Below are 25,859 nucleotides of genomic sequence, written 5' to 3' on the forward strand. Positions count from 1 at the left end.
AACTATGGATAGGACTATATTATTATTGATGGGACACCTCTATAGCTAGTGTTTTAAAAAGTGCTATTACCTATTGATGAGCGACTTAGGTCACTATGGAGCGAAGAGATAGGTAATAGCACTTTTTAATTAATTACGTATATAGTTCTCGGGCCCCATCAATAATAATTACCTATTAACTAGTTCATCTAGCATATTCATCCTGTAATTTTCTATTACATTCATAAAGGCTTGATTGTGTATCGGGTTTTCGCTCATTCCGAATAGATGGCTATTGCAGTCACAGTCGCTGCACCCAAAGTTCGGTACATTCCATTCCGCAATAGCTCGCACCGCATCAGCGAGAGCACATTCTACGTCAATTTTAGTTAGATCTACATCTGTGCTTTCACGAGCAGCCGGAGCATCGTCAGAGAGTTTACCTTTACCCCATTCCTGAGAAGAAGTTGTCATAGCCTGCGGCCTCCCACTAGTACGAATCGGCAAGCCCGCTATCATTTCACAGTGACCGCGGAAGTAATCTAGATGCCAATGCATTTTCTTCCGTTTTCTTTTATGACGTTCAATGCGTTTCGTTAAATTTGCCTTCGCGGAACCAACGTACATATAGTAACCAGGTTTAAAATGCATCATCCCTTTAGAACCAATTTCGAGATCTAGATCGTAATTGAGGTGCATGACCATCACATACACGCCACTATCATGAGCCTCTGTGTCGAGGATACTACTAGGATAGGAACATTCATGTGTCACCGTAGGCATGGTGAAAGTCTCATCCCACGCCACAGCAACGGCTTTCCAATCTAATGAAGGTGCCACCTCTTTAAAGGTTTTGGCAAATTCCAAATCCGTATGATAATCTGGCAAGAACCACTGCGCTTGGTCCCATTGTACGAGGAATAGAACACCCGTGTGGTAGCCTTCATTTTGTAATTCTTTCAGATGCAATAAGTGCTTGCGGCCTCGCTCTGTAATAGCATCAGGGAACATGGCTCCCTTCTTGGAGAACAAGGTACAAGACTTAACCTCCAATAAAAACTCATCCCCCTTATCATTGGTGAGGAGCAAATCAAAGCGAGATGATGTGCCGTGTAGTTTAACCGTATACTCCCGTCTCACTACGCACCACTCCTCCCAACCAGGGATACGTTTATTTTCAATCAAATGTTGCGCCACATCGTTGCTGTAGTTTGTATCGAGCATGATAACAACGCCATCGCGCTCGATGCCTACCACGCGATATTTCGTCTTTGCATCCGGCTTGTCGTGAGGCACGATGTACATCGTTACCCCCGTAAACAAGAGCTCCCACATGCGACCAGGATTTGGCAAATGAGCGAGCACACTTTCACCATTCAAATCTAAAGTCACCACAAAACGATTCGGGCGGCCTATGTATGTTGCTTTTAAAATAGTATCGTAAAGGACTTTCATCGTTTCTCCTACATCAAGAACACTCTATATGTCTATTATACGATATGTAACCTTGGGTTTCATCTGTAAACAGTATCGTATATAATGATAGTTAGTAAATAATCAATAATTAATATTAAAAAAGTTCTATTTTTGTAGCTTGAGTTACATTATTGTTTGTTAAAATGGTTTATACTAAGAGCGTCGGGTCAGTATTCTAAATACCCATACTGATCATTACGCCGGGTTTTGATGAGGCATCGCCTAGTTGATCTCATCCCACTTGTCCGTATATATGTGCGAAGCTTTCACAAAACCCTAGGGCGTAAATAATTAATATATAAAGAGTTTAATAAATTAACTAAGTAGTTTTAGCCACTATTCTCCGCAGAGAGGGCTCGAGAAAGGATTTAATATGGCACAAATTGCAGCAAATTTACAACGCATAAAAAACGGTCAACGCCGTTATGCAATTACACCTCGCGTTCCTGCAGGTTTCATTCAACCAGATCAATTACAAAAATATATCGACGTAGCGAATGAGTTCGGCGCTGTTCTCAAATTAACTGGCAGCCAACGCATTATGATTACGAATTTGAAAGCAGAAGACGTAGATAAAGCATGGGAAATGCTTGGTATGGAGCCAGCATACACTGTGTCCAACCGCGTGCGCAGCGTAAAAATCTGCCCAGGTACTACCTTCTGTAAACGTGCTAAACAAGACAGCGTACACCTTGGCATGCAAATTGAACGCAAATATTTATCTCTTGAAATGCCAAGTAAAATGAAGATCGGCGTGTCCGGTTGTCCAAACTCTTGTACTGAAAGCCGCATGAAAGATGTGGGCGTTATCGGTACTGTAGACGGTTGGAATGTATACGCTGGCGGTAGCGGCGGTGCGCATCCACGCATTGGCGACCTCATCGCAGAAGTTAAAACAGAAAAAGAAGCTCTTGCATTAGTTGATCGAATCATCGCATACTATAAAGAAAACGCACAAATCGAACGCATGGGCGAATTCATCGACCGCATTGGTTTAGAGGCTTTCAAAGCAGCTGTATTGGGCGACCTTGAAGGTGCTCCAGCTGAAAGCAAGTCCGAAGAACCAGCTGTGTTCTTGCCTGGTCAAGGTAACGATCCTGAAGTAGAAGCACCACGTCTCGAAGCAGGGTCCCCTATCACTCCAGACACAATTATTCGCGACATCGTTGAAACCTACCCACATGTTGTACCTGTATTACAAGGTATTGGTATGGGCTGCCTAGGTTGCCCATCTGCAACAGCTGAGCCATTATGGCAAGCCGCAGAAATCCACGGTTTTAATGTATACGATTTAGTAGAGAAATTAGAAACAGCACGAAAAGGAGCTTAATATGTCCGCATTCTTAGGTCACATCCATTACTGGTTATATCGCAAAATTCAATTGCTCGTTGAGCGTGAAAATTTGATTTTAGAAAAAACTTCTAAAGTTGTTGATGATTTAGCGGAGGAACTACACTCCATCTCCGTAGATACATACGGCGAGCCAATTAATCCAAGCATTCCCTTGGAAAACATCATCGACCATGGCAATATTCACGGCTGGTTAGCTAACCAAATCAACATTGCTTCCGTTCGTGAAGCAGCTTTCATCAAAGATATGCTCGACACAAATTCCGGCGATGAAGCAGTACACGTAGTAACCGCTATTCTAGATGCCTTTGCAGTACAAGGCCAAGCATGTGGCGTTGTGGCTCAAGATAACCTTGAAGAACACACTGCACCAGCGATTTACAATGCGTTACAAAACTTCTACGTAAATGGCATGCCTTGCGATGGTGGTGACCAAGTGGTTTCTGAAAGCCCAGACGAGTTTACCTGGGTTGGCGACCACAGATTACAAGTAGGCTACTGGCGTACAGCGGGCGTTGACCCTAAGTTCATGGCATTAGCTTACCAAACATGGTTCGAGGCCTTTGTAAAAGCTATCGATCCAGCATTTGAACTTGTAACGACAGAAGAAAATGGCACACGTTTATATACCATTCGTAAAAAATAATATAAACTATCTACTCTCAGATATATGTACTGAAAAAGGAGCGTAACTTACGCTCCTTTTTTCATACCTATTTTTATATAAATTATACAATAGCTTAACTATTTTCGAAACTGTAGCCATAAGCACAGCATTGATAAACAATATCATTTATAATACAATTATAAGATAGATATACAACATAGTATATATTACATTAAACTTTCAATATAAAAATTAGAACTAGGAGGTCCATTATGGCAGGCACAGTTAATCAAGAATTAGGTTTATTATTCCAAGGTCCTAACTATGTAATCGTAAAAAAAGGCGGCAAGGCTGGTGAAAAGGTGGAAAAACATAACCACCCTGAAGCTAATGTCATTTTTACAGTTGTAAAAGGTAAAGTACAAGTATTTCTTAATGAAACTGAAGAGCATGTACTCGTACCAGGCCAAGTATTGGAATTCAACGGCGACAACTACATCCAAGCTACACTCGTAGAAGACAGCGAATTCGTTGTAAACCTCATTCATAAACCAGAATAAAATACAAAAGGACAGTTGATACAAGCAACTGTCCTTTTTATATGAATTATGTATTAAAGAGAAATCATATAGTTATTAAGTTTTATAGAACTGTTCAATAGTTCAGTTATATCCATAGTTATTAAATACTTATAGAGTAATACATAGTCTAAAAAATATTCTTTTAAAAGGAATTATAGGTTGTAAATTCACTCACATCAAAGCGTTTCGTATGGCCTGGTGCAGGAACACAGTCTGGATGAGGGTAACCAATTGGGAAGATGGCTACAGGGATGATATTATCAGGCAAGTTATATGCCTTGCGTACTTTAGCAGGATCAAAGTGAGCAATCCACGTTGTACCTAAACCGATATCGGCCACGGTAAACATAATGTGGGATCCTACAATGCTAGCATCTACAACCCCCATATCCGCATCATCGTATTCTCGCTTCCAGCTCACCGTATTATCGTAACAGACAATAATTGCTAACGGTGCATTGAAGTGACCATTAGTGCAATCTTTTAGTTTCTTTAAGCTATCTTCTGTATTTAACACGAGCAGTCGTTGCGGCTGGTAATTATGAGCCGTAGGTGCTAATCTAGCAACTTCTAACAAAATATCTAGCTTCTCCTGCTCCACTGGTCGACTATCGAATTTTCGAACCGAATACCGCTCTGTGGCTAATGCTTTAAAATCTTTCATTAAATCTCACTCCTTTATCGGATTCATCCAAATGTATTTTAATAAATAACCCCCTAGCTGATACCTCAGTTAGGGGGTTTTGTGCTTATTATTTTTTAAGACGGCTAATTACTTCGTTAGTAATGTTTTCGATTTTGCTGTTAGCGTCAGCAGCACGAATTGTGTATGGATCATCCAATACTACGTCCATTTGTTTTTCAACACGGATAGCTTCAACAGTGTTGTGAATTGCTTGCATCATAGGTTGAGCAATTTTATTGATTTCTTCGTTTTCTTTTTGAAGCAATGGAGCTACAGTTTTGTTGAATTCTGCTTCTGCTTGTGCAGAGTCTTTAATTTTTTCAATTTCTTGTACTTTTTTTTCAATTTGTGGACGGTATTGAGCGTCTACTTGTTGCATCTTCATATCTAATGCACCGTAGCCAGGGTAGCTATTTACTACTTGGCTCATATTTACTAAGCCAATGTTGGCAGCACTTGCTACTGCAGCAGTAGCAGACATAGCACCAACGATAGCTAAGGTAGTCAATTTTTTAGATAATTTCATCTGAAATCCTCCTCGATTAAAAGTGTCACTATACAATCCAATAGTGTACTATTTTTACTATAACAAATCTTGCTAACTTTCACAAGACTATGATAAATAGCATAATAAAGGCCTATGAACTACTTATGAAAGTTATTAGAACTTAAAATAATACCCACAAGCATACTCTGAGACCCTTAAAGCAGTCGATACAAACATATTCAGAACACACATGTGGGCATTTCGTCTTTCACCAATTATTTATAATTTGTCATCAAATTATGGTTTATTATTCACCAAATTATTGTTCATCATTTAAATAGATGTATTTATCGGATTTCAATTTGGACACGAGATCAGGTACCAAACCGATAAGACGATCAAAGCTGCTGCTGTAAGGATTGCCCTTAATGTTGAACAATTCGATGCGGTCACCTTTAATGACAAGGATCGCACTTGGTTCCATCTTGGCACCACCGCCACCGCCGCCAGACTCTTGGCTTTTATTGGCTGTGCAGTGGTTTGTACCAGTACCGAAGCCAAAGGTTACATCAACAAATGGAACGAGTGTGGTATCACCGATTTGCACAGCTTCACCAACTACAGTTTCCACTTTAATCATATTTTTAAACTTCTCGAATAGGACTTCCAAATTCTCTTTTACATTACTGTTCTCCATCACAGTACCTCCGCTTTTTGTGAAAGTATTATTATTATAGCTATAATAATACAACTCATATACTCAATTGACTTTATATATCCTTACGCTGTTTGACCCTGTTCGGCTTTTAGCTTTTCTAGCTGCTTTGCTTCCTTCCGTTTAACCCAGAAGACACGAGCACTTTCACCCAATAGGGAACGCATAGGTTTAGATACCAAGAATCTAGTACCATACCACGCCAATACGGCAAGAATCATACGACCTTTAATATGGCCGCTGCCTTCAGCTACCCAGTTCACATAATCTATCTCAATAGACTCTGCTTGCTCAGGCCAAATGCTATACAACATAGATGCAATAAGCCCCATCCGATACGGATCGCCAATGCCAAATCGGCCCTCTATAGCCATATCACGTGGTTTAGAGTGGTTATAGCATCGTTTCGACACAAGGAATATCTGACGCCACAACTCTGTATTTCTCAAGTGTTTCATGAACCAGAATGTAGGAATTTCAGACTTGAATGATGCTACCGGATCATTGGGATCAGGCTTTCCAAAACGTTGTTTCACAGTCGTTTTAATATCATTTACCTTTGTAAATACCTTTTCCTTGATAGAGCCGTCACTATTGAAAGTAACATGACTTACCACTTCATCATCATCTTGAATATGAGCCGTTGGATCTTGTTGTATCGAATCATACCGCTCAGCACGAGCTTGTGCATCCATATCCTTAGAAGCCGCATCAGGTCGCTCAATGCGCTCCTTTGCCCTAGGTGCGCTCCCCGCCCCTGGTGATTCGTCATCATCAAAGATTGTATCGGAGCCTTGGGCGCTCTTCAAGTCATCAAAGCTTGTGCCGCTAGAGCTTGCAGTTGGACCTTGTCCGCCTCCTTGCATAGCCTTTGCAAAAGCTTCTGCTTGTGATATGTCGCCGTCATCATCCATTACCTTTTGATATTCTTCATCTACACGATTTTCAAGCCATTGTTCATAGTCTTTCACAGGACCGATCTTAAGTACACCTAAAACGTATAATTCCTTAAAAAATGGTTTATTTTGAATGTACGCTAAGTGGAGTGAAAATACGCGCCACAGCCATTTGATGCGCAGTTCGCCACGATATGGCGTCCGTCCATCAATTTCGATGCTATATGTGATTGGTGCCAGTAGGATAGTCAAGATGAGTGCTACAATGATGGCCACAATAACGAGGGCCACAATAGCCACTGTACTCAACCACATCACCTCCTTAGGTGTTCCTATGATTAGTTTTCAATGCCTTTTCGAGCCATTACGCCTTGTAGGTAGTAATGTTTAATCTCTTTCATCTCCGTTACGAGATCGGCCTCATCAATTAATTCTTGAGGAGCCCCACGACCCGTAAATACGAGTTCCGTTTCTGGATGACGAGCATCGAGTAAAGCTTTAGTTTTATCCCATGTAATGAGTTCAAAGAAGAGAGCCATATTGTACTCATCAAGTACAACGAGGTCGTACTCACCACTGCTGATCGCAGCAAGTGCACGTTCATAGCCTTTTTCGATGAGAGCTACATAATCCTTCGGAGGATTACCAGACTCAAAGACAACGACTTCATCGCCCCATTTAGCAAGTTCATCCTTACTCTTCATGCCTTCTTTGATGATAAAGAATGGCTTGCCCACAGTTTCTAACGTTAAATTTGTTAAGGTAGGTAAAATAGTATGTTCACTATATACTTTAGATTTCATAAATTGTAAGAAGAGGACTTTCTTGCCAGCGCCGATGGCACGAATAGCTAGGCCAATTGCGGCAGTTGTTTTGCCCTTGCCTTCGCCGGTATAAACTTGTACATAGGCCTTCATAGATATACCTCCGTTCATATACTTTTATTTTACAATATATATATACAAAAGGAAAGAAAAAGAACTTGCTATAAGCGCATATGCACGCATAACAAGTTCTTTTTAGGTCTTATATAAGCTTTTATATTTCTAATTGCTAATTGGTAAGAAAATCATAGGGTCTACAGGCGTATTGTTAAGGCGTACCTCATAGTGAACGTGGGCACCCGTACTTTTACCAGTACTACCCATCAAAGCAATGGTTTGACCTTGTTTCACGCTCATCCCTACCGTTACCAATACGGCACTATTATGGCCATAACGGGTAACAAAGCCATTGCCATGATCGATTTCAACAAGGTTACCATAACCGCCGCTTGTATATCCTGCAAAGGTTACCACCCCTGCCGCAGTAGCCACGATTTGGGAACCATAGTCATCGGCAATATCGATACCTTCATGGAATGCACCAATAGCACCCGTAACAGGGTCAACACGGCTACCAAATGGAGATGTAATAACGCCCTTACTTGGCCAAATACTAGGTGTCGTACTATTCACAGCACCACCAGAACCAGCGGAGAAATTGATGGATTGTAATGCCATCAAATCTTGTGCGCCACCATCACGAAGGATATTGCGCATTGTATAGAAACTAACAAGCAATTTTTGTGCTTCCTTATCCATTTTGGATAGTCGAGCCGATAATTGTGCCGCTGTTAACGTCTGTGCTTCACTATTATCAGCGGCTTCCTGCTTTGGGTCGCTACCATCCCCGCCACCTTGAGCTGGTGTGCCAGATTCAGCGCCCTTCAATATTTTCTTATTTTCTTCACTAATTTGATTTAAGTTTTGAATTTTCTTATCCAAAACCTCTGTTTTTTGTTGTAACAATTTCAACTGTTCCGATTGCAATTGCGTTTGTTGACGTAATTGCACAACCTCAGCTTGACGCACAATGCCCCAAATACCGAGTACCAATGCCAAGACCAATACTACAGAACCAATAATGGCAACGAGTTTCGCTTGCTTGGTAGTTAATGTCAATATGCAGTTGTCACCATTTCTTTCAACTTTGTTTGAAATGAATGCCGGTATTTTCAACATAAAACTTCCTTATTTCGAGACGATAGCGCTCGTCAACGCTTCCTCATTGGTACGCTCACCCAACGCTTCGTTCAAACTTTCTAATTCTTCTTGTGAAAGACTTACTAAACTTTTACCTTTCACAATAGGTTTACTAAAAATACGAGATTCGCTACGACCGTAAATACTAGAGATACAGATGCCATTATTGTTGCCATCTAGCAAGGTAAGCGCAAAGGACAGATCATTTCCGATATTTTCAAAGGCATTATACTTAATAAAGCCAATTTTTTGTATCGTATTACTCTGAATATTGCGAATTGCCACTTGCTCGGATAACAAGGACTCAAGGCCTTTCGCAGCATCGCGAATTTCACTGACCTCTACAGATAATTTACGCTCTAGGCTCGCACCATGCTCCCCTTGCATAAAGAAATCGTATTTCTTTTTCAAGCTACCTAAACGAATGTGTAAGATTACACAATATACGAATAACACTATAACAAGAACGATGGTAACCATGCCTATCCACGGTTGAATCGATTCGAACATGTATTTTCCTTCCTATACAATCATCAAAACTCCAACAGTTAATTATACCATTCCTATTGTGAAAGTTAAATGACTGCATGCAATTTAATTTAATATATCTAATATTTAATATATATAATATAGATAAATGATACCTATATAACAATGTATATAACAAGCATGTAATGTATATCTAAATGTATGTGTTACATACATATTACAATGCTATTTATTAGCCCTCTAGTTCGTCAACAAATGGGCTTATTGCTCGTTCTAGTATACCATGTAGAGCTGCTATGAGTACACCGTAATTTACAATAGGCGTACCTTGTACAACAGCGCATTCTATACGACGTAACACCTCACGACGTGTTAGCATACAAGCACCACAGTGGATGATCAAATCATACTGTGATACATCCTTAGGGAATGCTCCCCCACTAGTGAATTCTAACTGTAAATCTGTATAGCCTTGCTTTTTTAAAAGATTAGGTATTTTTACAGTCCCAATATCATCGCATTGACGACGATGTGTACAACCTTCACTGATAAGTACCTTGGAACCAGCTTTCAAATTCTTAATAGCCTTAACACCAGTTACTAAATCCTGTAATTTTCCCTTGAACCGCGCCATCAAAATAGAAAAGGATGTCAATGGAATCGAATCAGGCGTCAACTCATCAACCCGATCAAATGCTTGGGAATCACAGATTACCATTTTAGGGGGATTCTTAAGCGAGTGAATCATAGCCGGTAATTCTTCTGTTTGGCAGACTAAAGCTAAGCCTTTATGATCGAGAATTTCTCGGATAGTCTGTACCTGTGGCAAGATGAGTCGCCCCTTTGGTGCGGCACTGTCGATAGGACATACAAGAATGATTGTATCCCCCTCTTCAACTAAACCTTGTAAAAGAGTTTGCTCCCCTTCTACATCAAGTGGTGTTAGCCCACCGAGTAGATCAAGCAACTCTAATCGTTTCGCATCAGATGTGAAGTCAGCAGAACAAATGACAGTAGCTAAGTCTGATAAGCTTGTATGGGCGGCTATATAACCCTCCCCCACTATAACTTTTCCGACAATATCTTTAGAATCATCTAAATTGTTTGTAGCCTTACTTATATTATCTACAGATTCTTTTATAGTTCCTTTAGACTCTACTATATTCTCTTTAAGCTCATCTATATCGTTTTTATATAAATGCTTATCGAATTTAGTCGAATTAATCTCATTAATAAAAAGTGCGACAGGTACATTATTTTGTTTTAAAAGGCCTAACCAATGCATATCATCCGAAGTTGGCTCTTCATCGGTGCGAAGCACATAGACAGCAAGATTGATCTTTTTTACAACCTCTTCTGTTTTCTCCATGCGCAATGTACCTAATTCAGTTGTATCGTCTATACCAGCTGTATCGGTAATCACCACAGGACCGAGTGGCAAGATTTCCATAGCTTTGCTCACAGGATCAGTTGTGGTCCCAGCTACATCGGACACTAACGATACAGGCTGATCAGTTAGCATATTAATCAATGTAGACTTTCCCGCATTACAACGGCCAAAAAAACCAATATGTATACGATTTGCCTTAGGTGTTTGTTCCATAACCTATCCTCGTTACTTAATCTTCATATATATTGCAAAATATATTATAAAACTTCTTACGCCTTATCTTATTATTTAATAATTCTCTTACATATAGTAAAAGCGCAGCCCGTAGACTACACTTTTTCCGCATATTGTAAATGTTATTGTTGTTATTGTTCCGGCTTTTGCTTTTGCTTTTGCTTTTGCTTTTGCTTTTGCTAGCCAATTATACTCTAAACTCTATTGTTTCCGCATCTTCTGTTTGATCTTGCCCATCCATATATGCAATAAGTCTTTCTAATTCAGCTTCAGAGGAAAAAACAATTTCAATTTTCCCTTGTACTTTTTTACCTGCACGAAATTTAATATTCACAGGGGACCCTAAACTTAGTTTTAAACGATCCATTAAAGCACGAACTTCTGCCGTATTTTGAGGTTTACCAGTCTTTGCTTTAGATGATTTATTTTGCATAGACTTAACAAGGGCCTCTGCTTGTCTAGCGCTTAGCTCGCCCTCTTTAATACGTTCAGCTGCTTCCATTTGTTGAGCTGCACTTCTTAACGCTAATAATGGACGAGCTTGGCCAACCGTCAAATCACCTTCTATAAGATCTTTTTGTACAGAATCACATAATTTTAAAAGGCGAACCATATTAGCAATATATGAACGACTACGGCCAAGACGAGCAGAAATCATTTCTTGCGTTTGCTTATAGGTATCAATCAATCCTTGATAAGCCAATGCTTCTTCAATGGGATCTAATCCTTCACGTTGTAAGTTTTCTACAAGAGCAACCTCTGTCATTTCTTCGGTATTATATTTTTTAACAATAACTGGTACTGTTTTTAATCCAGCAATCATAGCAGCACGATAACGGCGCTCGCCAGCCACAATTTGGTATTTATTCTTTTGTTTACGAACCACAATAGGTTGGAAAATACCAAGATTCTTGATTGATTCAGCTAAGGTAGCTAGACTATCTTCATCAAAACTTTTACGTGGTTGGTCTACATTTGGAACTAGCTCAGAAATCGGCAGTTCATGTATCTCCTTTTCAGGCAATACAGAATCTACAGAGTCAACCTTCATTAAATTCTCAAGACCCTTTCCCAATCCGGACGTTTTGCTTTTCTTGCTTTTAATTTCTCTTGGCATACAACTAACCCTCTCAACCTTACAAATATCTACCAATTATAAACAAGTAAATTTCTTAAACTATCAAAGAACCAACCAATTTATTTAAAATTGGATTCCTTACTTATCACTAGATGCCTATTAAATTTAGATGTTAATTTAGTTTTAGTGCTTATTTAGTTTTAGTACTTATTTAGCTTTAGTGCTTATTTAGTTTTTAGATGCTTTAATTACTTCTTTAGCTAATTTCGTATATACATCAGCACCTTTGGATTTTGGATCATATACAATGATTGGTTCCCCATAACTAGGTGCCTCACTTAGACGTACATTACGAGGAATAATTGTTTTATATACTTTATTGCCAAAGAATTTTTTTACTTCATCGGCTACTTGAATCGATAAATTTGTGCGGCCATCAAACATAGTCAATAATACGCCTTCAATTTCAAGATCCTTATTTGATGTTTGTTGTACAATTGTTATCGTTTTAACTAATTGACTAACCCCTTCCAATGCGTAAAATTCACTTTGAATTGGAATCAATACACTATCAGCAGCAGTGAAGGCATTTAATGTTAATAATCCGAGAGATGGTGGACAGTCAATGACGATAAAATCATATGTATCTCGTACTGACGCTAACGCTTTTTTCAACATTGTTTCACGTGAAACAACGGAAACTAGTTCTACTTCAGCACCAGCTAGTTGAATTGTTGCAGGCGCCACAAATAGGTTTTCAAGCATTGTAGGTTGTACAATATCAGCAATTGGTTCTCCATCAATTAGAACATCATGCACACAGAGCTCTAAATCATCCTTTTCAATACCTAGTCCAGAACTAGCATTACCTTGTGGATCCAAATCAACCAGTAACACTTTCTTACCTGCATCAGCTAAACAAGCACTCAAATTTACTGATGTTGTAGTTTTACCAACACCGCCTTTTTGATTAGTAATAGCTATAACTTTGCCCACTTAATTCACCTCACATCTTCGTTCAAAATATTTCTTTTCCATTATAACATAAAACAATGCTAATTACGGTATTTATAAATAAAATTCTCATTAATTTTTTATCTACTACATTATTTTTCCACCTACATTTATATTATGTCCATAAACTTATAGGTAAATAACTTCATTAATATAATTACAACGCTTATTTTTTATTGTTTCACGTGAAACATAACTATTTATTTTTTCATTATATATTTACACCACTAAATAGCAAAAAATTACATCAAATGTTCTGTAGATTTTACGATTAAATGTTTCACGTGAAACATTTAAGAATTAAGACCTAACGCAAAAATATCAAATTGTAAAATCAATAAAAATTTTACAGTAAAAAACCATTACTTTAATATAAAATCCTATGCCAATAGTTCAATATATACAGATTTATTTTATATTATCTTTTTTATTTATAGAACTAAACCATTAGCGAAAGGTATGAAGTAACAATACTTTGATCGGTAACATGTATATATAACATATAATATACGAAATGTAATATATTAATTTAATACTATACTCTTATATACGCTTAACATATAATCAGATCATATTTAACAAATTGTTTCACGTGAAACATTAAAGTTAACATTAAATACATAAAGACTTTATCGCCAATAACTTTTATATCTAAAAAGTATTTTGATATAACTTTAAGCTATATCTATATACTACTAAATTATATGAGAATACAGGTCCTATATACTTTGACAGGTATTATCCATATCTATATACTATTAGTTAGATAGTAATTAGATTGATAATCTTAAGAGTCTAGAAAAATTACTTTATAAGATTTATATACAATTGATAATAGTAAGCACATGCTCTACGGACACGCAGAGCTTTTTATTTTGAAGAGGAGGCGTTTCCATGCCCATCTATAACGGAATGCTTCCTGCCATCGACAAAGCAGAAGTAAAACGATACGCAGGACTTCGTCACGCTGAGGATTTCCCACAAAACTATGTTGACGAAGCATGTAAGGAAATCCAATTATTGGCTACACCTAGAGGTGTATATCAAGAATATGATTATGATGCAGAAACAAAGACTATTTTAAGTAATCCACCCCTAAAAATTGAAGGTTCTATCATCGAAAAACATCTAGAAAAATCTACTAAAGTATACGTATTGGGCGTAACAGTCGGAGAAGATGTAGAAATTCGTAGTGAGCAGTTATTTAAACAAGGTAATTATACGGTGGGTTTATTACTTGATGCAGCTGCTACAACTGCAGTAGAGCAGGTAGCTGATCAGGTAAACGAAGTAATCAATACAATTGCTAAGAAACAGGGATATAAGCCAACCTGGCGTTTTAGTCCTGGTTATGGCAATTGGCCACTAGAGATTCAGCCTGAATTAGCTAAAATTATTAAAACTGAGCTAATTGGCTTACAAGTTACAGAAAACTATTTATTATTCCCACGTAAATCTGTAACAGCTATTATTGGTTTAATGCCAGCAAATGAAGATATTAAAACAAAAAGAGGCTGTACATCTTGTTCACAACAAGACTGCGCTTCTCGTAAATTACCAGAGAAAGCAACAGTTAACGACCAAGATAGGGGAGAAGAGGATAGTAGCAAAACTACTGCCGATATTTCTGGCATCGCTATGAAAGGTCAACCAACAGAGTGATGTTTCACGTGAAACATTTTAATTTTAGGATGTTAAAGGAAGATGTTTATGTATATATTTGACGGTGCTATGGGCACAATGCTACAAGCTGCAGGCTTAGAAGAGGGCTATTGTCCGGAGCTATTTAACGTAGAAAGGCCAGAAGTAGTAAAGGATATTCACGCTCAATACTTACAACATGGCAGTGATGTAATCACAACAAATACGTTCGGCGCTTGTGGGCTTAAACTAGAAGATTATGACTTACAAGATCGTGTAAGAGAAATAAATATTGCTGCTGTAAAAGTAGCCAAAGAAGCGATTGCAGAGGTTAAACCATCTGCCCGTGTAGCTGGCTCTATGGGTCCTACAGGCCGCTTCTTACAACCATTAGGCAATATGAGTTTTGATGATATTTACGACACATACCGCGAGCAAGCCGAGGCTTTAATCGAAGGTGGCGTTGATTTTATTATCATTGAAACTATCATCGACGTACAGGAAATGCGTGCCGCTTTATTAGCCTCTTTAGATGCTCGTGAAGCAGCAGGGAAGACAAAAGATGATGTACAAATCATCTGTCAATTTTCTTTTAGTGAAGACGGTCGTACTATTACAGGTACACCACCAGCAGTAGCAACTACTATCGTAGAAGCTATAGGGGCTGATATCATTGGTATCAACTGTTCCCTTGGACCTGAACAAATTACACCACTTATCGAAGAGATTGCAAGCGTTACAAATTTACCAATAAGCTGTCAGCCAAATGCCGGTATGCCTCAATTAATAAATAAACAAACTGTATTCCCACTTTCAGCTGAAGAGATGGGGCCTTTGATGCTTCCAATTGTTGATGCTGGTGCAAGCTATGTTGGCGGCTGCTGTGGTACAACACCAGCTCATATTCAATCTATTTCCGATGCTGTGAAAGCTCATACGCCAAAAGAACGCGCCCACATTGCACCTAAAACAATTATTACAAGCCGTACTAAACTTTTAGAGTTGGGCCATCATACAAAACCACTTATCATTGGCGAACGTATTAATCCAACTGGTCGTAAAGTCCTTGCTCAAGAATTGCGCGATGGTTCTTTCATCCGTGTAAAACGAGATGCCTTAGACCAAGTAGAGGCAGGTGCAGATATCCTCGATGTAAACATGGGTGTAGCTGGCATGGATCAATCGCCCTTAATGGAACGTGCCATTTTTGAGTTATCCATGCTCGTAGAAACACCATTATCCATTGATACATTAGACCCAGTAGCTATGGAAATAGCTCTTAAAAACTATCCAGGTCGTGCCCTCATCAACTCCGTAAATGGGGAGGAGGAGTCTATTACGCACGTAATGCCTTTGGCTAAACGGTATGGTGCAGCATTACTTTGCTTGCCAATCTGTAGTGGTGACTTACCTGAAAAAGCAGAGGACCGCGTTGCTTTAGCTGAAAGTATCGTAAATCGCGCTTACGGTTATGGTCTTCACCCACATGATTTATTACTCGATCCATTAGTATTAACACTTGCCAGCGGTGAAGATAGTGCACGCCAAACATTGCGTACGCTACAGTTATATAAAGAAAAATTTGGCTTCCCAACAGTAATGGGCTTGTCCAATATCTCCTTCGGTATGCCTCAGCGTCCATATTTGAACGGCCAATTCTTAACAATGGCCCTTGCATGTGGCTTAACAACACCGATTATGAATCCACTCAATTATCCAGCAAAAAAAGCATTTGTATCTAGTACTACCTTACTAGGCTGGGACCCAGGTTCTGCTGAATTTATTAAAGAATACGGCTATGAAGACGAAACTACCGCTCCTGGTAACTCTGCTCCTAAAGGGCCAGATAAAAAATCCTTCGATAGTAATGATCCTTTAGCCAATATTCGCGCATGTGTAGAACAAGGCGAAAAAGAAGCTATCATTGATCTTGTAAAAAAAGCCTTAGCAGATGGTATCGATCCATTAGATCTTACGAAAAAAGGCTTATCTGAAGCGATGAACGTAGTGGGGGATAAGTTTGGTTCTGGTAAATTATTCTTACCACAAGTAATGCTTGCTGCTGAAACAATGCAGGCTGCTTTCAACACCATTAAAGAAATTATTCCTGCTAGTGAAAGCTTAGATAAAGGCACCGTTGTCGTGGCTACAGTTAAAGGCGACATTCACGATTTAGGTAAAAATATCGTAGCAGCATTGCTCGAAAACAATGGTTACAAAATCGTCGACCTGGGTAAGGACGTTGACCCAGAAGTTATCGTACAAGCTATTAAAGATAACAAAGCTGCCCTCGTTGGCATCTGTTCCTTGATGACGACAACCATGCCACAAATCGACAATACTATCGCTGCTATCCGTGCAGCAGGCCTTAAAACTAAGGTCATGGTTGGTGGCGCCGTAGTATCTCAAGACTACGCAGACCAAGCAGGCGCGGATATCTACGCTAAGGACGGCATCGCTGCTGTTAACCATGCTAACGATTTCTTTGAAACACTAGAAAAATAATGTATAGTAACGAGGTACATGATGACATTACGAGAAAAACATCAACAAGGGCAGTTCACCATTACTGTTGAATTGGATCCTCCTAAAAGCAGTTCTGCAGAAAAGACCTTCGAACAAGCAGCCCGTTTGAAAGGGAAGGTGGATGCTATCAACATCGCTGATAGCCCTATGTCCAAAATGCGCATGAGCCCAATTTCTCTTTCTTATTTATTACAACATAACAAAGAAATTGAAACTATTTTCCACCTTACATGCCGCGACCGTAATATTATCGGATTGCAATCTGAATTACTCGGTGCAGCAGCTTTGGGCGTGCATAATATTTTAACACTCACTGGTGATAAACCAGATAATGGGGACCATCCATTTGCACAATCCGTATTTGAAGTCGACTGTATGGGACTACTCAACATCGCTAAGACATTAAATGCAGGCAAAGACCTTGCAGGTAATGACCTAGACGCACCTACGAACTTCTACATCGGTGCAACTGGTAATCCTGGTGCTCCAGATTTAGAGATTGAACGCCAAAAATTAGCTGCTAAAATTCAAAATGGCGCTCACTTTGTACAAACACAACCAATTTACGATTTAGAACAGGCAAAACGCTACATTGACAAGATGTCTGAATTCGATGTACCTATCATGCTTGGTTTGATTCCACTTAAAAGCTTTAAAATGGCTACATACCTCCATGAAAAAGTGCCTGGAATCAATCTTACTCAAGAAATCTTGGACCGCATGGAAAAAGGTGGTAAAGAGGCGGGTACAGAAATTGCAATCGAAACACTTGAACAAATCAAGAAAATGGCAGCAGGCGTACATATTATGCCTTTAAATGATATCGATACAACATTATATATTATTGACCACGTATAAAGTCATTCTAAGATTAACATATAACACCTTTCCCACGACCTCCATAGTGAACTAAGTCGTTCTTAGGGAAAGGTGTTATATGTATCTTTATCTCCGCCTCATATAGTGAACAAAATATATAATTTTGTTGTAAACGATATCATTTAATAGATATAGGGTAGGGGAGGGAATGCGAACTAATTCGTTACTAAGAAAAAAAAGAGGATGCAGATCTAAGATTTGCATCCTCTTTTTCTTTATGTAGCAATATAGCATAGAGTTTATTTATATTAGTTTCTACGCCTAAATCATTAACTGCTATACTAACGGTTTGTCTTTAATTTCTTTTGGTTTTCGTGGATATTGTTTTGGTGTTTTTCCCGTTTTCTTCATATATATGATTGCACGTTTATCGTCTAAGGTTGGCAAAGTAACGGTTCTTACTTCTTCGATAGTAGCCTTTAGTGTGCTAAGGGCTTTATTAGATTCTTTAACTTCTTCTTCGTAGATAGCTCCTTTTAAAGCAACAACGTAGCCACCTTCTTTTACATATGGCACAGTCCATTCTAAAAGAATCGGCAAGCGTGCCACGGCACGGCTCGTAGCAACATCGAAGCTTTCACGGTAATCTTGATGACTCAAATCCTCCGCACGTCCGTGTAAAGTAGTACAGTTCGTCAAATTTAGTTCATCTATAATCGATTCCAAAAAGGTAAGCCGCTTTTTCAAAGAATCAAACAGGGTAACCTTGAGGCTACGGTCATAGATAGCCAATGGAATACCAGGGAAACCTGCACCGGTACCAACATCGATAATCGTCATACCAGATTTGATAATTTCAGAATCATAACAGGAGAGGGAGTCAATCATGTGCTTAACCACGACTTCTTTCATATCCGTAATACCCGTTAAATTGAGATATTTATTTGTTTCAATCATATGCGCATAATACATGTAAAAGTCTTTTGCTTGCTCTTCCGTACAAGGCAAGCCAAAATGGCTCATTTGCTCCATCATGTACGAAACAAATTCAGACTGAGGTGCTATAGGCACATCGTATTTTTCTTTCATAAGTACTCCTAATGAATTGTCTAATATGTATAGGACAATAAGATCTGTAGGAAATATCTTTTAAAATCTGTAAGAAATATCTTCTAAAAAGTTCATATAAAATGCATGTTATTACATGCTATTTTATTTACTTCTGTTGTATTGTTCGAGTTGGATCAACAGAACAGATACGTCCGCAGGTGATACGCCAGAGATACGGCTTGCTTGGCCGATGGAGTGAGGACGAATTTTGTTGAGCTTTTGTTGAGCTTCAAGGGAAATGCCCTTGATTTGTGTATAATCCCATTCTTTTGGAAGAATTTTTTCTTCTAGTTTACGAATCTTATCGACTTGCTCCATTTGCTTTTTGATGTAACCTTCGTAGGTAATGGAAATATCGACAGCTTCCTCTACATCAGGTGTATAGCGTTTCAAACCAAATGCATCGGCTACGACGGCGTAAGAGAGTTCGTTACGTTTTACTAAATCATAAGCGTGAATACCTGTTCTAATAGGTGCTGTACCTAAACTTTCAAGCAAAGCTTGTGTTTCTTTAGACGGATTGACAGGTGTATTTCGTAACATATCCATTGCTTCTTCGATAGCAGCTTTCTTGGCTGTAAATTTGGCCCAACGATCGTCTTTTACAAGACCGATTTCACGGCCTTTTTCTGTAAGACGCAGGTCTGCATTATCTTGACGAAGCAATAGACGGTATTCACTGCGGCTTGTCATCATGCGGTACGGTTCATTTGTACCTTTTGTTACAAGATCATCGATAAGAACACCGATGTACGCTTCGGAGCGAGCAAGGATGAACGGTTCCTTTCCTTGAATCCACAATGCTGCGTTGATACCAGCCATAAGGCCTTGAGCAGCCGCTTCTTCATAGCCAGATGTACCGTTGGCTTGACCTGCAGAGTAGAGACCTTCAATATGTTTCACTTGAAGTGCTGGTGTCAATTGCATTGGATTCAAGCAATCGTATTCGATAGCATAGGCAGGACGCATAATTTCAACATTCTCAAGACCTGGGATGGTACGCAAGAAAGCATATTGTACATCCATTGGAAGAGACGTACTCATACCTTGTACATACATTTCATTTGTACCCGTGCCTTCTGGTTCTACGAATAATTGATGGCGTTCTTTATCGGCAAAGCGCACTACTTTATCTTCGATGGAAGGACAGTAACGAGGGCCTACGCCTTCGATTTTGCCACTATACATAGGAGCCCGGTGAATATTGCTATGAATGATTTCGTGCGTTTCTTTATTAGTATAGGTCAACCAACATACATCTTCATTACGATTAATCCATTCATCCATGAAGGAAAATGCGTGATGATGTGCATCGCCTTCTTGAACTACCATATTTTCGAGGTTTAAAGTACGTTTATCTACACGTGCTGGTGTACCCGTTTTAAAGCGCATCAATTCAATACCATTATCGAGTAAGGATTGAGAGAAATGTTCTGCTACGCGTTGACCATTTGGACCGCCCACATAATCGATATCACCGATGAGGATTTTACCTTTCAAATAGGTACCTGTACAAAGAATAATAGCCTTAGCGCCATAGAATTCACCAAGCTCTGTAACGATACCTGTTACCTTGTCATCCTCAACCTTAAGTTCTGTCACCATGATTTGCTTAACATTGAGATTATCTGTATTCTCCAATGTTCGTTTCATCAAATGTTGGTATTTAATCTTGTCAGATTGGCAGCGCAAAGAATGAACGGCAGGTCCTTTGCCCATATTGAGCATACGCATTTGGATAGCTGTAGCATCCGCATTGATACCCATTTGACCGCCTAATGCGTCAACTTCGTAAACAAGATGGCTTTTACCAGGGCCACCCACGGCAGGGTTGCACGGCATAAGCGCAATATTATCTAAACTGATGGTCGCCATCAACGTGCGATGACCCATGCGGGCAGCGGCGAGGGCCGCCTCACAACCAGCATGACCACCACCGATGACGATGACATCATAATTATCTACTGTGTACATATCAATTAAATTCCTTATATTTGTTACTTATCTTATTGTGAAAGTATATTTTATTCAAACTACGAGGCCGAATAGCCCAGAGTACAGGTCGCTCGCTGAGCATTTTTCTTCGAAAAATTGCACGCTCCGACCAAAGCGATGCAGTGTCCCTGTCGTCGCAAGCTCCTCCATTGACTACTGCCCTGCTTTTACTTACCTAAACAAAAACGACTGAAGAGTTCGTCGATCATGGATTCTCGGATGGTATCGCCTGTGATGTCGCCTAGTAGTTCCCAAGCGCTACGCAGGTCGGTGGCTACAAAGTCTACAGGCATGCCCATGTCGATAGAGGAGAGGGCTTGTTCTACTTGAGCCTTCGCTTGTTCCATGAGGCTGATGTGGCGCACATTACTGATCATGGCGCTATTGTCTTGTTTTACGCGACCGCCGTAGACGAGTTCTTGCACCCATTTGGCAAGAACCGCAGAGCCTTCGCCTTCTTTAGCACTGATTCGTTCGATAGCCGTGAAGGTTCCGTGTTCTTTAATATTTTCATCTGTAACGACTTGTGCCACATCGGACTTATTAAGGAGTACGATAGTATTCAAACCGCTCACAGAGGTCAAAATTTCGATTTCTTCAGAGTTTAACGGAGTAGATCCGTCAATAACGCAGAGCACGATGTCTGCTTTGTTGATATAATCGCGAGCACGCTCCACACCAAGGGCTTCTACCGTATCTTGTGTATTCCGAATACCTGCCGTATCGATGAGGCGTAAAGAAATGCCTTCTACGGTCATATATTCTTCAATGCTGTCCCTTGTTGTACCAGGAATATCCGTTACGATAGCGCGGTTTTCGCGCAAGAGAGCGTTCATCAAGCTCGATTTACCTGCATTTGGACGGCCTACAATAACTGTCGTAATACCATCGCGAATGAGGCGACCTGTATTCGCTGTGGACAAGAGATCATCCATGGCTTTCAAAATAGGCTCTAGCTGTTCACGAACCTCTTGGCTCGTTACGTCCTCGATATCCTCCTCAGGATAGTCGATGGTTACCTCTAAATGAGCAATCATGGCGATGAGCTGTTCACGCACATCTTTCACAAAAGACGAAACGGTCCCGTCTAGCTGAGATACAGCGAGAGAGAGGGAGTCCTCTGTTTTTGCTTCAATAATATCAATGATTGCCTCCGCTTGGGTGAGGTCGATACGTCCGTTCATAAAGGCGCGTTTCGTAAATTCACCGGCCTCAGCCATGCGTACATCGTGATTGACGAGCAATTTTAGAATTTGTCGAACTGGCACAATGCCGCCGTGACACTGAATTTCTACCACATCTTCCGCCGTGTAGGAATGAGGCCCTTTCATTAATAGTACAAGAACCTCGTCGATAGTTTTGTTCGTCGCTGGGTCCACAATGGTCCCATATTGAATCGTTCTATTTTGGCGGTCCATCAAAGGAACGGTGCCAACGCTCTTGAACAGGCTATTTACAATAGGAAAACTATCCTTGCCGCTGACCCGAATAATACCAACCCCACCGATGCCGGGCGGTGTTGCAATGGCCGCTATTGTATCATCTATATACATACATATCTCCGTATTTCGATTATCTAGTATTTGTTTTTGTATATGTTCTTCGCCTGTGAAAGTTAAACTAAACTAATCTTTGCATGCGAAGATTAACTTAGGTTAGCTTTCACCATAACCTAAAGAATAAAGGGAACAGCCCTCAAGCAACCGAGGATATCAGTTACTTGAAAGCTGCACCACTATATTTTATTTTTTGTACGAAATCACAACGTGACGGAACGGCTCGTCCCCCTCACTGTTGGTAACAACGTTTTTGTCGCCTTGAAGGGCAGTGTGAATGATTTTACGTTCAAAAGCATTCATCGGTTCTAAGGAAACCTTTTGACGGTTGCGTTTCACCTTAGAAGCCAAACGTTTCGCGAGATTTACCAATGTTTCTTCTCGGCGAGAACGATAGTTTTCCACATCTACCACGATATGGCAGTGGCCAGATACATCCTTGTGAGCCACGAGATTTGTTAAGTATTGAATAGCATCCAATGTTTGACCATGTTTGCCGATCAAAATACCTAAATCTTCGCCGTGTACTTGGAATGTAATCTTGTCTTTAGTCATCATCTTTTCGATAACTACAGTGAGGCCCATTTGTGTAAACATATCATCGAGGAATTGTTTACCTTTTTCAGCAATTTCTTGTTGATCTTCTTTTGAAAGTTCTTTTTTAGAAGGTTTTTCCGTTATAGTACTTTCAGAAGTTTCAACTGCTGTATCTTGTACTTCTGTTTCGCTTGTTGCCACTGGTTCGGAAGCAATAGCTACAGATTGTTCTTCTGTGTTAGCTACTTCTTTTGCAGTAACAGATTGGGCCAAAGCGGTGAAAAATAAGCGAACAACTGCTGGTTTACGACCAATGCCTAAAAATCCACTAGAAGGTTGTTCTAAGACTTTAGTTTCTACCAATTCTTGGCCTTCAGCGGCTAATTGAGCTACACCTTTAGCAATGGCATCTTCAATGGTTTTAGCAGATACATCGATAAATTCCATAATTGCCTCCTACTTAGCGTTCAAATTTTTGTAAATGAAATGCTGTTGAATCAATTGGAATACGTTAGAAACTACCCAGTAGATAACGAGACCAGATGGGAAGCTCAAAGAAATGTAACCAATGAATAAAGGCATAAAGATTGTCATAATCTTTTGTTGTTGCGCAGCTGCACCAGTTGCACCATTACTAGTTTGACGAGACATAACCCATGTGGATAATGCACTCAAAATAGGTAAGATATACATTGGATCTGGATCGCCAAGGCTAGGCAACCACAAGAATTGTACAAAGTTTGGATCGTATGGGTAATCTTTCAAAGCCCAGTAAATCGCGATCAAGAATGGCATTTGTACCAACAATGGCAAGCAACCAGCCAATGGGTTAACGCCCATTTCTTTGTACAATGCACCCATTTCCGCTTGCAGTTTTGCAGGATCGTTTTTGTATTTATCTTGCAATTGTTTCATGCGAGGCTGCAATTCTTGCATAGCCTTCATGGATTTAATTTGCTTAACAGTAAGTGGTGCCAAAATCGCTTTAATAACGATTGTTAAAAGGATAATAGCCACACCGTAGCTTGGATAACCTATCATTTGAGTCAATTGGAATGCATAAGTTACCAATGTGCTCATTAAATCAACGATAGGTTGGAAAATACCACTTAAAAAGTCCATTGTTTCTCCTTTTTCATACAGTCCGAAATCGTCCTTTGCGCATCTATATATCGTTATGGTATGGTCTAAATTTCATCCATACAGATGCTCAGGTATTTCCAAAACTGTGCTTGATGGTGATGGTGAAAGTTACTTTTACAGAACACATCCAGCCTAATCCCACGTGGGTTAGGGAACTGGATCGTAGCCACCCTTGTGGAAAGGATGACAGCGAAGAATGCGTTTTAAACCCATCCAGCTACCTTTCAAAGGACCATATTTTTCGATGGCCTGCAGAGTATATGTGGAACATGTCGGATAATAACGGCAACATCCAGGTTTTAAGGGAGATATGGCGAGCTGATAAAACCTAATTAAAAGTCGTAAAAGCATGGTTATACAGCGTTTCATGGAAACCTCCATATACACAAAAAGGACCAAAGCCTCTAACTTGTGGTCCTATTTATCATTTTGTATCAATAATTTGCTTTTTCGCAAGAGATACAAAATCTCCTTTTCCGCTTTTTCGTAGGTAGCGTTTTTCAGAGGGCCACGTCCAACAATTACGATATGATACCCTTCGCGAATGGCGTGCTGATTGAGGCGATATACCTCTTTCATCAGGCGTCTAGCTCGGTTGCGCTCCACTGCACAACCAACCTTTTTACCTGTTACAAAACCAATGCGCGTAGGTTGCTTTGCCACGGGCATACGATACAGTACACACATACGGCCTACTTCGTATTTTCCGTGCTTATACACAAGGCGATATTCATTATTGTGCGTCAGTCGTCTTGCTTTATCAAGGCAATAATCCATATGCATTGTCCTTAAGTCCTAAGAATAGAAAAACTTGGCAGCAGCGCCAAGTTTTTTCTCCTGCCTAACAGCTATTATATTATGCAGATAAGCGTTTTCTGCCTTTTGCACGTCTTCTTTTCAAAACGAGACGGCCACCAATAGTTTTCATGCGTTCACGGAAACCATGGGTACGTTTTCTCCAAAGAGTATTTGGTTGGTAAGTACGTTTCATTAGTAAAACACCTCCTCGTCATTCTGTATTGTTTTACTTATACCATAACAGGGTAATTATAGAGGTAAAACGTAAATTTGTCAATATAATAAAGGGGTTCTGCTGTGAGTTCTTGTATTTCTGAAAATAATTCTACTACACATTTTATCCTGTAATTGATGTTACGTTTCCAGGGGGAGGAATATAGGGCTCCTTCATCGCTCCATACTCATCGTAAAGTCGCTCAAAAGGACCCTATATTCCCTCCTAAGGCAACCCTAATGTCACCTTCAACACCACTACACGATGTAAACGTAACATCAATTTATCAACATACAAGAACTCACAATTCAAATCTTTTTATACTTTGGCAAATTTATGTTTTGATCTCCAGTTGAAGAGAGGGGAGGAATAGATGTGGTTTTCTCCCTCCATACTCATCGTAAGTCGGTCAAAAATCCACATCTATTCCTGCTCCTAAGACTCCCTTTTAGAAAAATCACTAGTTTGTCATTTTTATCTATCATTTATTTTTGATTATCTGAAGGTTGATGTT

At 39.7% G+C, this 25,859-nt stretch carries 25 protein-coding genes; 6 read left to right on the forward strand and 19 right to left on the reverse strand.

Features of this window, described 5'->3' with window-relative positions:
* Positions 1-168: 168 nt before the first annotated feature.
* On the reverse strand, positions 169-1,434 hold the full coding sequence (sfsA, locus tag PK1910_RS07795; RefSeq protein WP_058948330.1) for a DNA/RNA nuclease SfsA: 1,266 nt from the start codon (positions 1,432-1,434) through the stop codon (positions 169-171).
* Positions 1,435-1,828: 394 nt separating this feature from the next.
* Between sfsA and PK1910_RS07800 the strand changes: the two genes are divergently transcribed.
* The 3 genes from PK1910_RS07800 (at position 1,829) to PK1910_RS07810 (ending at position 3,973) form a co-directional block, all read left to right on the forward strand.
* On the forward strand, positions 1,829-2,785 hold the full coding sequence (locus tag PK1910_RS07800) for a DUF1858 domain-containing protein (protein WP_004694418.1): 957 nt from the start codon (positions 1,829-1,831) through the stop codon (positions 2,783-2,785).
* Between the two features lies 1 nt (position 2,786).
* Complete coding sequence (locus PK1910_RS07805; RefSeq protein ID WP_058948331.1) at positions 2,787-3,452, forward strand: hypothetical protein; 666 nt, start codon at positions 2,787-2,789, stop codon at positions 3,450-3,452.
* A 233-nt stretch (positions 3,453-3,685) separates the two neighbouring features.
* The gene (locus PK1910_RS07810; protein ID WP_004694414.1) at positions 3,686-3,973 is read left to right on the forward strand and encodes a cupin domain-containing protein; all 288 of its coding nucleotides are present in this window, start codon (positions 3,686-3,688) and stop codon (positions 3,971-3,973) included.
* 163 nt (positions 3,974-4,136) lie between these two features.
* On the opposite strand, the gene PK1910_RS07815 is transcribed toward PK1910_RS07810, so the two are convergent.
* The 10 genes from PK1910_RS07815 to PK1910_RS07860 form a co-directional block, all read right to left on the reverse strand.
* Entirely contained in the window at positions 4,137-4,658 is a 522-nt protein-coding gene (locus PK1910_RS07815; protein WP_058948332.1) for a nitroreductase family protein, read from the reverse strand.
* An 88-nt stretch (positions 4,659-4,746) separates the two neighbouring features.
* Positions 4,747-5,205, reverse strand: coding sequence for an OmpH family outer membrane protein (locus tag PK1910_RS07820; protein WP_004698051.1), 459 nt, complete (start codon positions 5,203-5,205; stop codon positions 4,747-4,749).
* A 280-nt stretch (positions 5,206-5,485) separates the two neighbouring features.
* On the reverse strand, positions 5,486-5,863 hold the full coding sequence (locus PK1910_RS07825) for a GerW family sporulation protein (RefSeq protein ID WP_004698027.1): 378 nt from the start codon (positions 5,861-5,863) through the stop codon (positions 5,486-5,488).
* Positions 5,864-5,946: 83 nt separating this feature from the next.
* Positions 5,947-7,086 carry a hypothetical protein gene (locus PK1910_RS07830; protein WP_058948333.1) on the reverse strand — a complete coding sequence of 380 codons (1,140 nt, stop codon included), beginning with the start codon at positions 7,084-7,086 and terminating at the stop codon, positions 5,947-5,949.
* 29 nt (positions 7,087-7,115) lie between these two features.
* A complete protein-coding gene (locus PK1910_RS07835; RefSeq protein WP_004694402.1) occupies positions 7,116-7,694 on the reverse strand; it encodes a cob(I)yrinic acid a,c-diamide adenosyltransferase in 579 nt (192 codons plus the stop codon).
* 129 nt (positions 7,695-7,823) lie between these two features.
* Positions 7,824-8,780, reverse strand: coding sequence for a M23 family metallopeptidase (locus PK1910_RS07840; RefSeq protein WP_058948334.1), 957 nt, complete (start codon positions 8,778-8,780; stop codon positions 7,824-7,826).
* Between the two features lie 9 nt (positions 8,781-8,789).
* On the reverse strand, positions 8,790-9,311 hold the full coding sequence (locus tag PK1910_RS07845) for a DUF4446 family protein (protein WP_004694397.1): 522 nt from the start codon (positions 9,309-9,311) through the stop codon (positions 8,790-8,792).
* A 211-nt stretch (positions 9,312-9,522) separates the two neighbouring features.
* A complete protein-coding gene (gene hydF, locus PK1910_RS07850; protein WP_058948335.1) occupies positions 9,523-10,893 on the reverse strand; it encodes a [FeFe] hydrogenase H-cluster maturation GTPase HydF in 1,371 nt (456 codons plus the stop codon).
* Between the two features lie 208 nt (positions 10,894-11,101).
* Positions 11,102-12,031 carry a ParB/RepB/Spo0J family partition protein gene (locus PK1910_RS07855; protein ID WP_058948336.1) on the reverse strand — a complete coding sequence of 310 codons (930 nt, stop codon included), beginning with the start codon at positions 12,029-12,031 and terminating at the stop codon, positions 11,102-11,104.
* 189 nt (positions 12,032-12,220) lie between these two features.
* Positions 12,221-12,988 (reverse strand): ParA family protein, encoded by a 768-nt coding sequence (locus tag PK1910_RS07860; protein ID WP_058948337.1) that lies wholly within the window; start codon positions 12,986-12,988, stop codon positions 12,221-12,223.
* A gap of 912 nt (positions 12,989-13,900) precedes the next feature.
* On the opposite strand from PK1910_RS07860, the gene PK1910_RS07865 reads away from it, so the two are divergent.
* The 3 genes from PK1910_RS07865 to PK1910_RS07875 are packed head-to-tail and all read left to right on the forward strand — an operon-like array spanning position 13,901 to position 18,031.
* A complete protein-coding gene (locus PK1910_RS07865; RefSeq protein ID WP_058948338.1) occupies positions 13,901-14,668 on the forward strand; it encodes a methionine synthase in 768 nt (255 codons plus the stop codon).
* Between the two features lie 48 nt (positions 14,669-14,716).
* Positions 14,717-17,152 carry a homocysteine S-methyltransferase family protein gene (locus PK1910_RS07870; RefSeq protein WP_058948339.1) on the forward strand — a complete coding sequence of 812 codons (2,436 nt, stop codon included), beginning with the start codon at positions 14,717-14,719 and terminating at the stop codon, positions 17,150-17,152.
* 21 nt (positions 17,153-17,173) lie between these two features.
* On the forward strand, positions 17,174-18,031 hold the full coding sequence (locus tag PK1910_RS07875; protein WP_004698072.1) for a methylenetetrahydrofolate reductase: 858 nt from the start codon (positions 17,174-17,176) through the stop codon (positions 18,029-18,031).
* A gap of 297 nt (positions 18,032-18,328) precedes the next feature.
* On the opposite strand, the gene rsmG is transcribed toward PK1910_RS07875, so the two are convergent.
* From rsmG to rpmH, 8 genes are all read right to left on the reverse strand, one after another.
* Positions 18,329-19,081 carry a 16S rRNA (guanine(527)-N(7))-methyltransferase RsmG gene (gene rsmG, locus PK1910_RS07880; protein ID WP_058948340.1) on the reverse strand — a complete coding sequence of 251 codons (753 nt, stop codon included), beginning with the start codon at positions 19,079-19,081 and terminating at the stop codon, positions 18,329-18,331.
* Positions 19,082-19,204: 123 nt separating this feature from the next.
* Positions 19,205-21,076 carry a tRNA uridine-5-carboxymethylaminomethyl(34) synthesis enzyme MnmG gene (mnmG, locus tag PK1910_RS07885; RefSeq protein WP_058948341.1) on the reverse strand — a complete coding sequence of 624 codons (1,872 nt, stop codon included), beginning with the start codon at positions 21,074-21,076 and terminating at the stop codon, positions 19,205-19,207.
* Between the two features lie 188 nt (positions 21,077-21,264).
* The gene (mnmE, locus tag PK1910_RS07890; RefSeq protein WP_058948342.1) at positions 21,265-22,650 is read right to left on the reverse strand and encodes a tRNA uridine-5-carboxymethylaminomethyl(34) synthesis GTPase MnmE; all 1,386 of its coding nucleotides are present in this window, start codon (positions 22,648-22,650) and stop codon (positions 21,265-21,267) included.
* Between the two features lie 189 nt (positions 22,651-22,839).
* Positions 22,840-23,637 carry an RNA-binding cell elongation regulator Jag/EloR gene (jag, locus tag PK1910_RS07895; protein WP_058948343.1) on the reverse strand — a complete coding sequence of 266 codons (798 nt, stop codon included), beginning with the start codon at positions 23,635-23,637 and terminating at the stop codon, positions 22,840-22,842.
* 9 nt (positions 23,638-23,646) lie between these two features.
* Entirely contained in the window at positions 23,647-24,312 is a 666-nt protein-coding gene (locus PK1910_RS07900; protein WP_004692948.1) for a YidC/Oxa1 family membrane protein insertase, read from the reverse strand.
* A gap of 168 nt (positions 24,313-24,480) precedes the next feature.
* Positions 24,481-24,702: a membrane protein insertion efficiency factor YidD gene (yidD, locus tag PK1910_RS07905; RefSeq protein WP_012865047.1), complete on the reverse strand. Its 222-nt coding sequence runs from the start codon at positions 24,700-24,702 to the stop codon at positions 24,481-24,483.
* Between the two features lie 48 nt (positions 24,703-24,750).
* Complete coding sequence (gene rnpA / locus PK1910_RS07910) at positions 24,751-25,110, reverse strand: ribonuclease P protein component (RefSeq protein ID WP_004692947.1); 360 nt, start codon at positions 25,108-25,110, stop codon at positions 24,751-24,753.
* Between the two features lie 79 nt (positions 25,111-25,189).
* Entirely contained in the window at positions 25,190-25,324 is a 135-nt protein-coding gene (gene rpmH / locus PK1910_RS07915) for a 50S ribosomal protein L34 (RefSeq protein ID WP_004692946.1), read from the reverse strand.
* Between the last annotated feature and the right edge of the window lie 535 nt (positions 25,325-25,859).

It is taken from the genome of Veillonella parvula, from assembly GCF_036456085.1.
GTDB classification, from domain to species: domain Bacteria; phylum Bacillota; class Negativicutes; order Veillonellales; family Veillonellaceae; genus Veillonella; species Veillonella parvula_E.

Coding starts and splice junctions, on each gene's coding strand:
- PK1910_RS07810 (WP_004694414.1), top strand. CDS start 3,686: ATGGCAGGCACAGTTAATCAAGAATTAGGTTTATTATTCCAAGGTCCT.
- PK1910_RS07855 (WP_058948336.1), bottom strand. CDS start 12,031: ATGCCAAGAGAAATTAAAAGCAAGAAAAGCAAAACGTCCGGATTGGGA.
- hydF (WP_058948335.1), bottom strand. CDS start 10,893: ATGGAACAAACACCTAAGGCAAATCGTATACATATTGGTTTTTTTGGC.
- PK1910_RS07875 (WP_004698072.1), top strand. CDS start 17,174: ATGACATTACGAGAAAAACATCAACAAGGGCAGTTCACCATTACTGTT.
- PK1910_RS07900 (WP_004692948.1), bottom strand. CDS start 24,312: ATGGACTTTTTAAGTGGTATTTTCCAACCTATCGTTGATTTAATGAGC.
- PK1910_RS07800 (WP_004694418.1), top strand. CDS start 1,829: ATGGCACAAATTGCAGCAAATTTACAACGCATAAAAAACGGTCAACGC.
- PK1910_RS07870 (WP_058948339.1), top strand. CDS start 14,717: ATGTATATATTTGACGGTGCTATGGGCACAATGCTACAAGCTGCAGGC.
- rpmH (WP_004692946.1), bottom strand. CDS start 25,324: ATGAAACGTACTTACCAACCAAATACTCTTTGGAGAAAACGTACCCAT.
- PK1910_RS07820 (WP_004698051.1), bottom strand. CDS start 5,205: ATGAAATTATCTAAAAAATTGACTACCTTAGCTATCGTTGGTGCTATG.
- PK1910_RS07815 (WP_058948332.1), bottom strand. CDS start 4,658: ATGAAAGATTTTAAAGCATTAGCCACAGAGCGGTATTCGGTTCGAAAA.
- sfsA (WP_058948330.1), bottom strand. CDS start 1,434: ATGAAAGTCCTTTACGATACTATTTTAAAAGCAACATACATAGGCCGC.
- jag (WP_058948343.1), bottom strand. CDS start 23,637: ATGGAATTTATCGATGTATCTGCTAAAACCATTGAAGATGCCATTGCT.
- PK1910_RS07835 (WP_004694402.1), bottom strand. CDS start 7,694: ATGAAGGCCTATGTACAAGTTTATACCGGCGAAGGCAAGGGCAAAACA.
- rsmG (WP_058948340.1), bottom strand. CDS start 19,081: ATGAAAGAAAAATACGATGTGCCTATAGCACCTCAGTCTGAATTTGTT.
- mnmE (WP_058948342.1), bottom strand. CDS start 22,650: ATGTATATAGATGATACAATAGCGGCCATTGCAACACCGCCCGGCATC.
- yidD (WP_012865047.1), bottom strand. CDS start 24,702: ATGAAACGCTGTATAACCATGCTTTTACGACTTTTAATTAGGTTTTAT.
- PK1910_RS07825 (WP_004698027.1), bottom strand. CDS start 5,863: ATGGAGAACAGTAATGTAAAAGAGAATTTGGAAGTCCTATTCGAGAAG.
- mnmG (WP_058948341.1), bottom strand. CDS start 21,076: ATGTACACAGTAGATAATTATGATGTCATCGTCATCGGTGGTGGTCAT.
- PK1910_RS07845 (WP_004694397.1), bottom strand. CDS start 9,311: ATGTTCGAATCGATTCAACCGTGGATAGGCATGGTTACCATCGTTCTT.
- PK1910_RS07805 (WP_058948331.1), top strand. CDS start 2,787: ATGTCCGCATTCTTAGGTCACATCCATTACTGGTTATATCGCAAAATT.
- rnpA (WP_004692947.1), bottom strand. CDS start 25,110: ATGGATTATTGCCTTGATAAAGCAAGACGACTGACGCACAATAATGAA.
- PK1910_RS07865 (WP_058948338.1), top strand. CDS start 13,901: ATGCCCATCTATAACGGAATGCTTCCTGCCATCGACAAAGCAGAAGTA.
- PK1910_RS07840 (WP_058948334.1), bottom strand. CDS start 8,780: ATGTTGAAAATACCGGCATTCATTTCAAACAAAGTTGAAAGAAATGGT.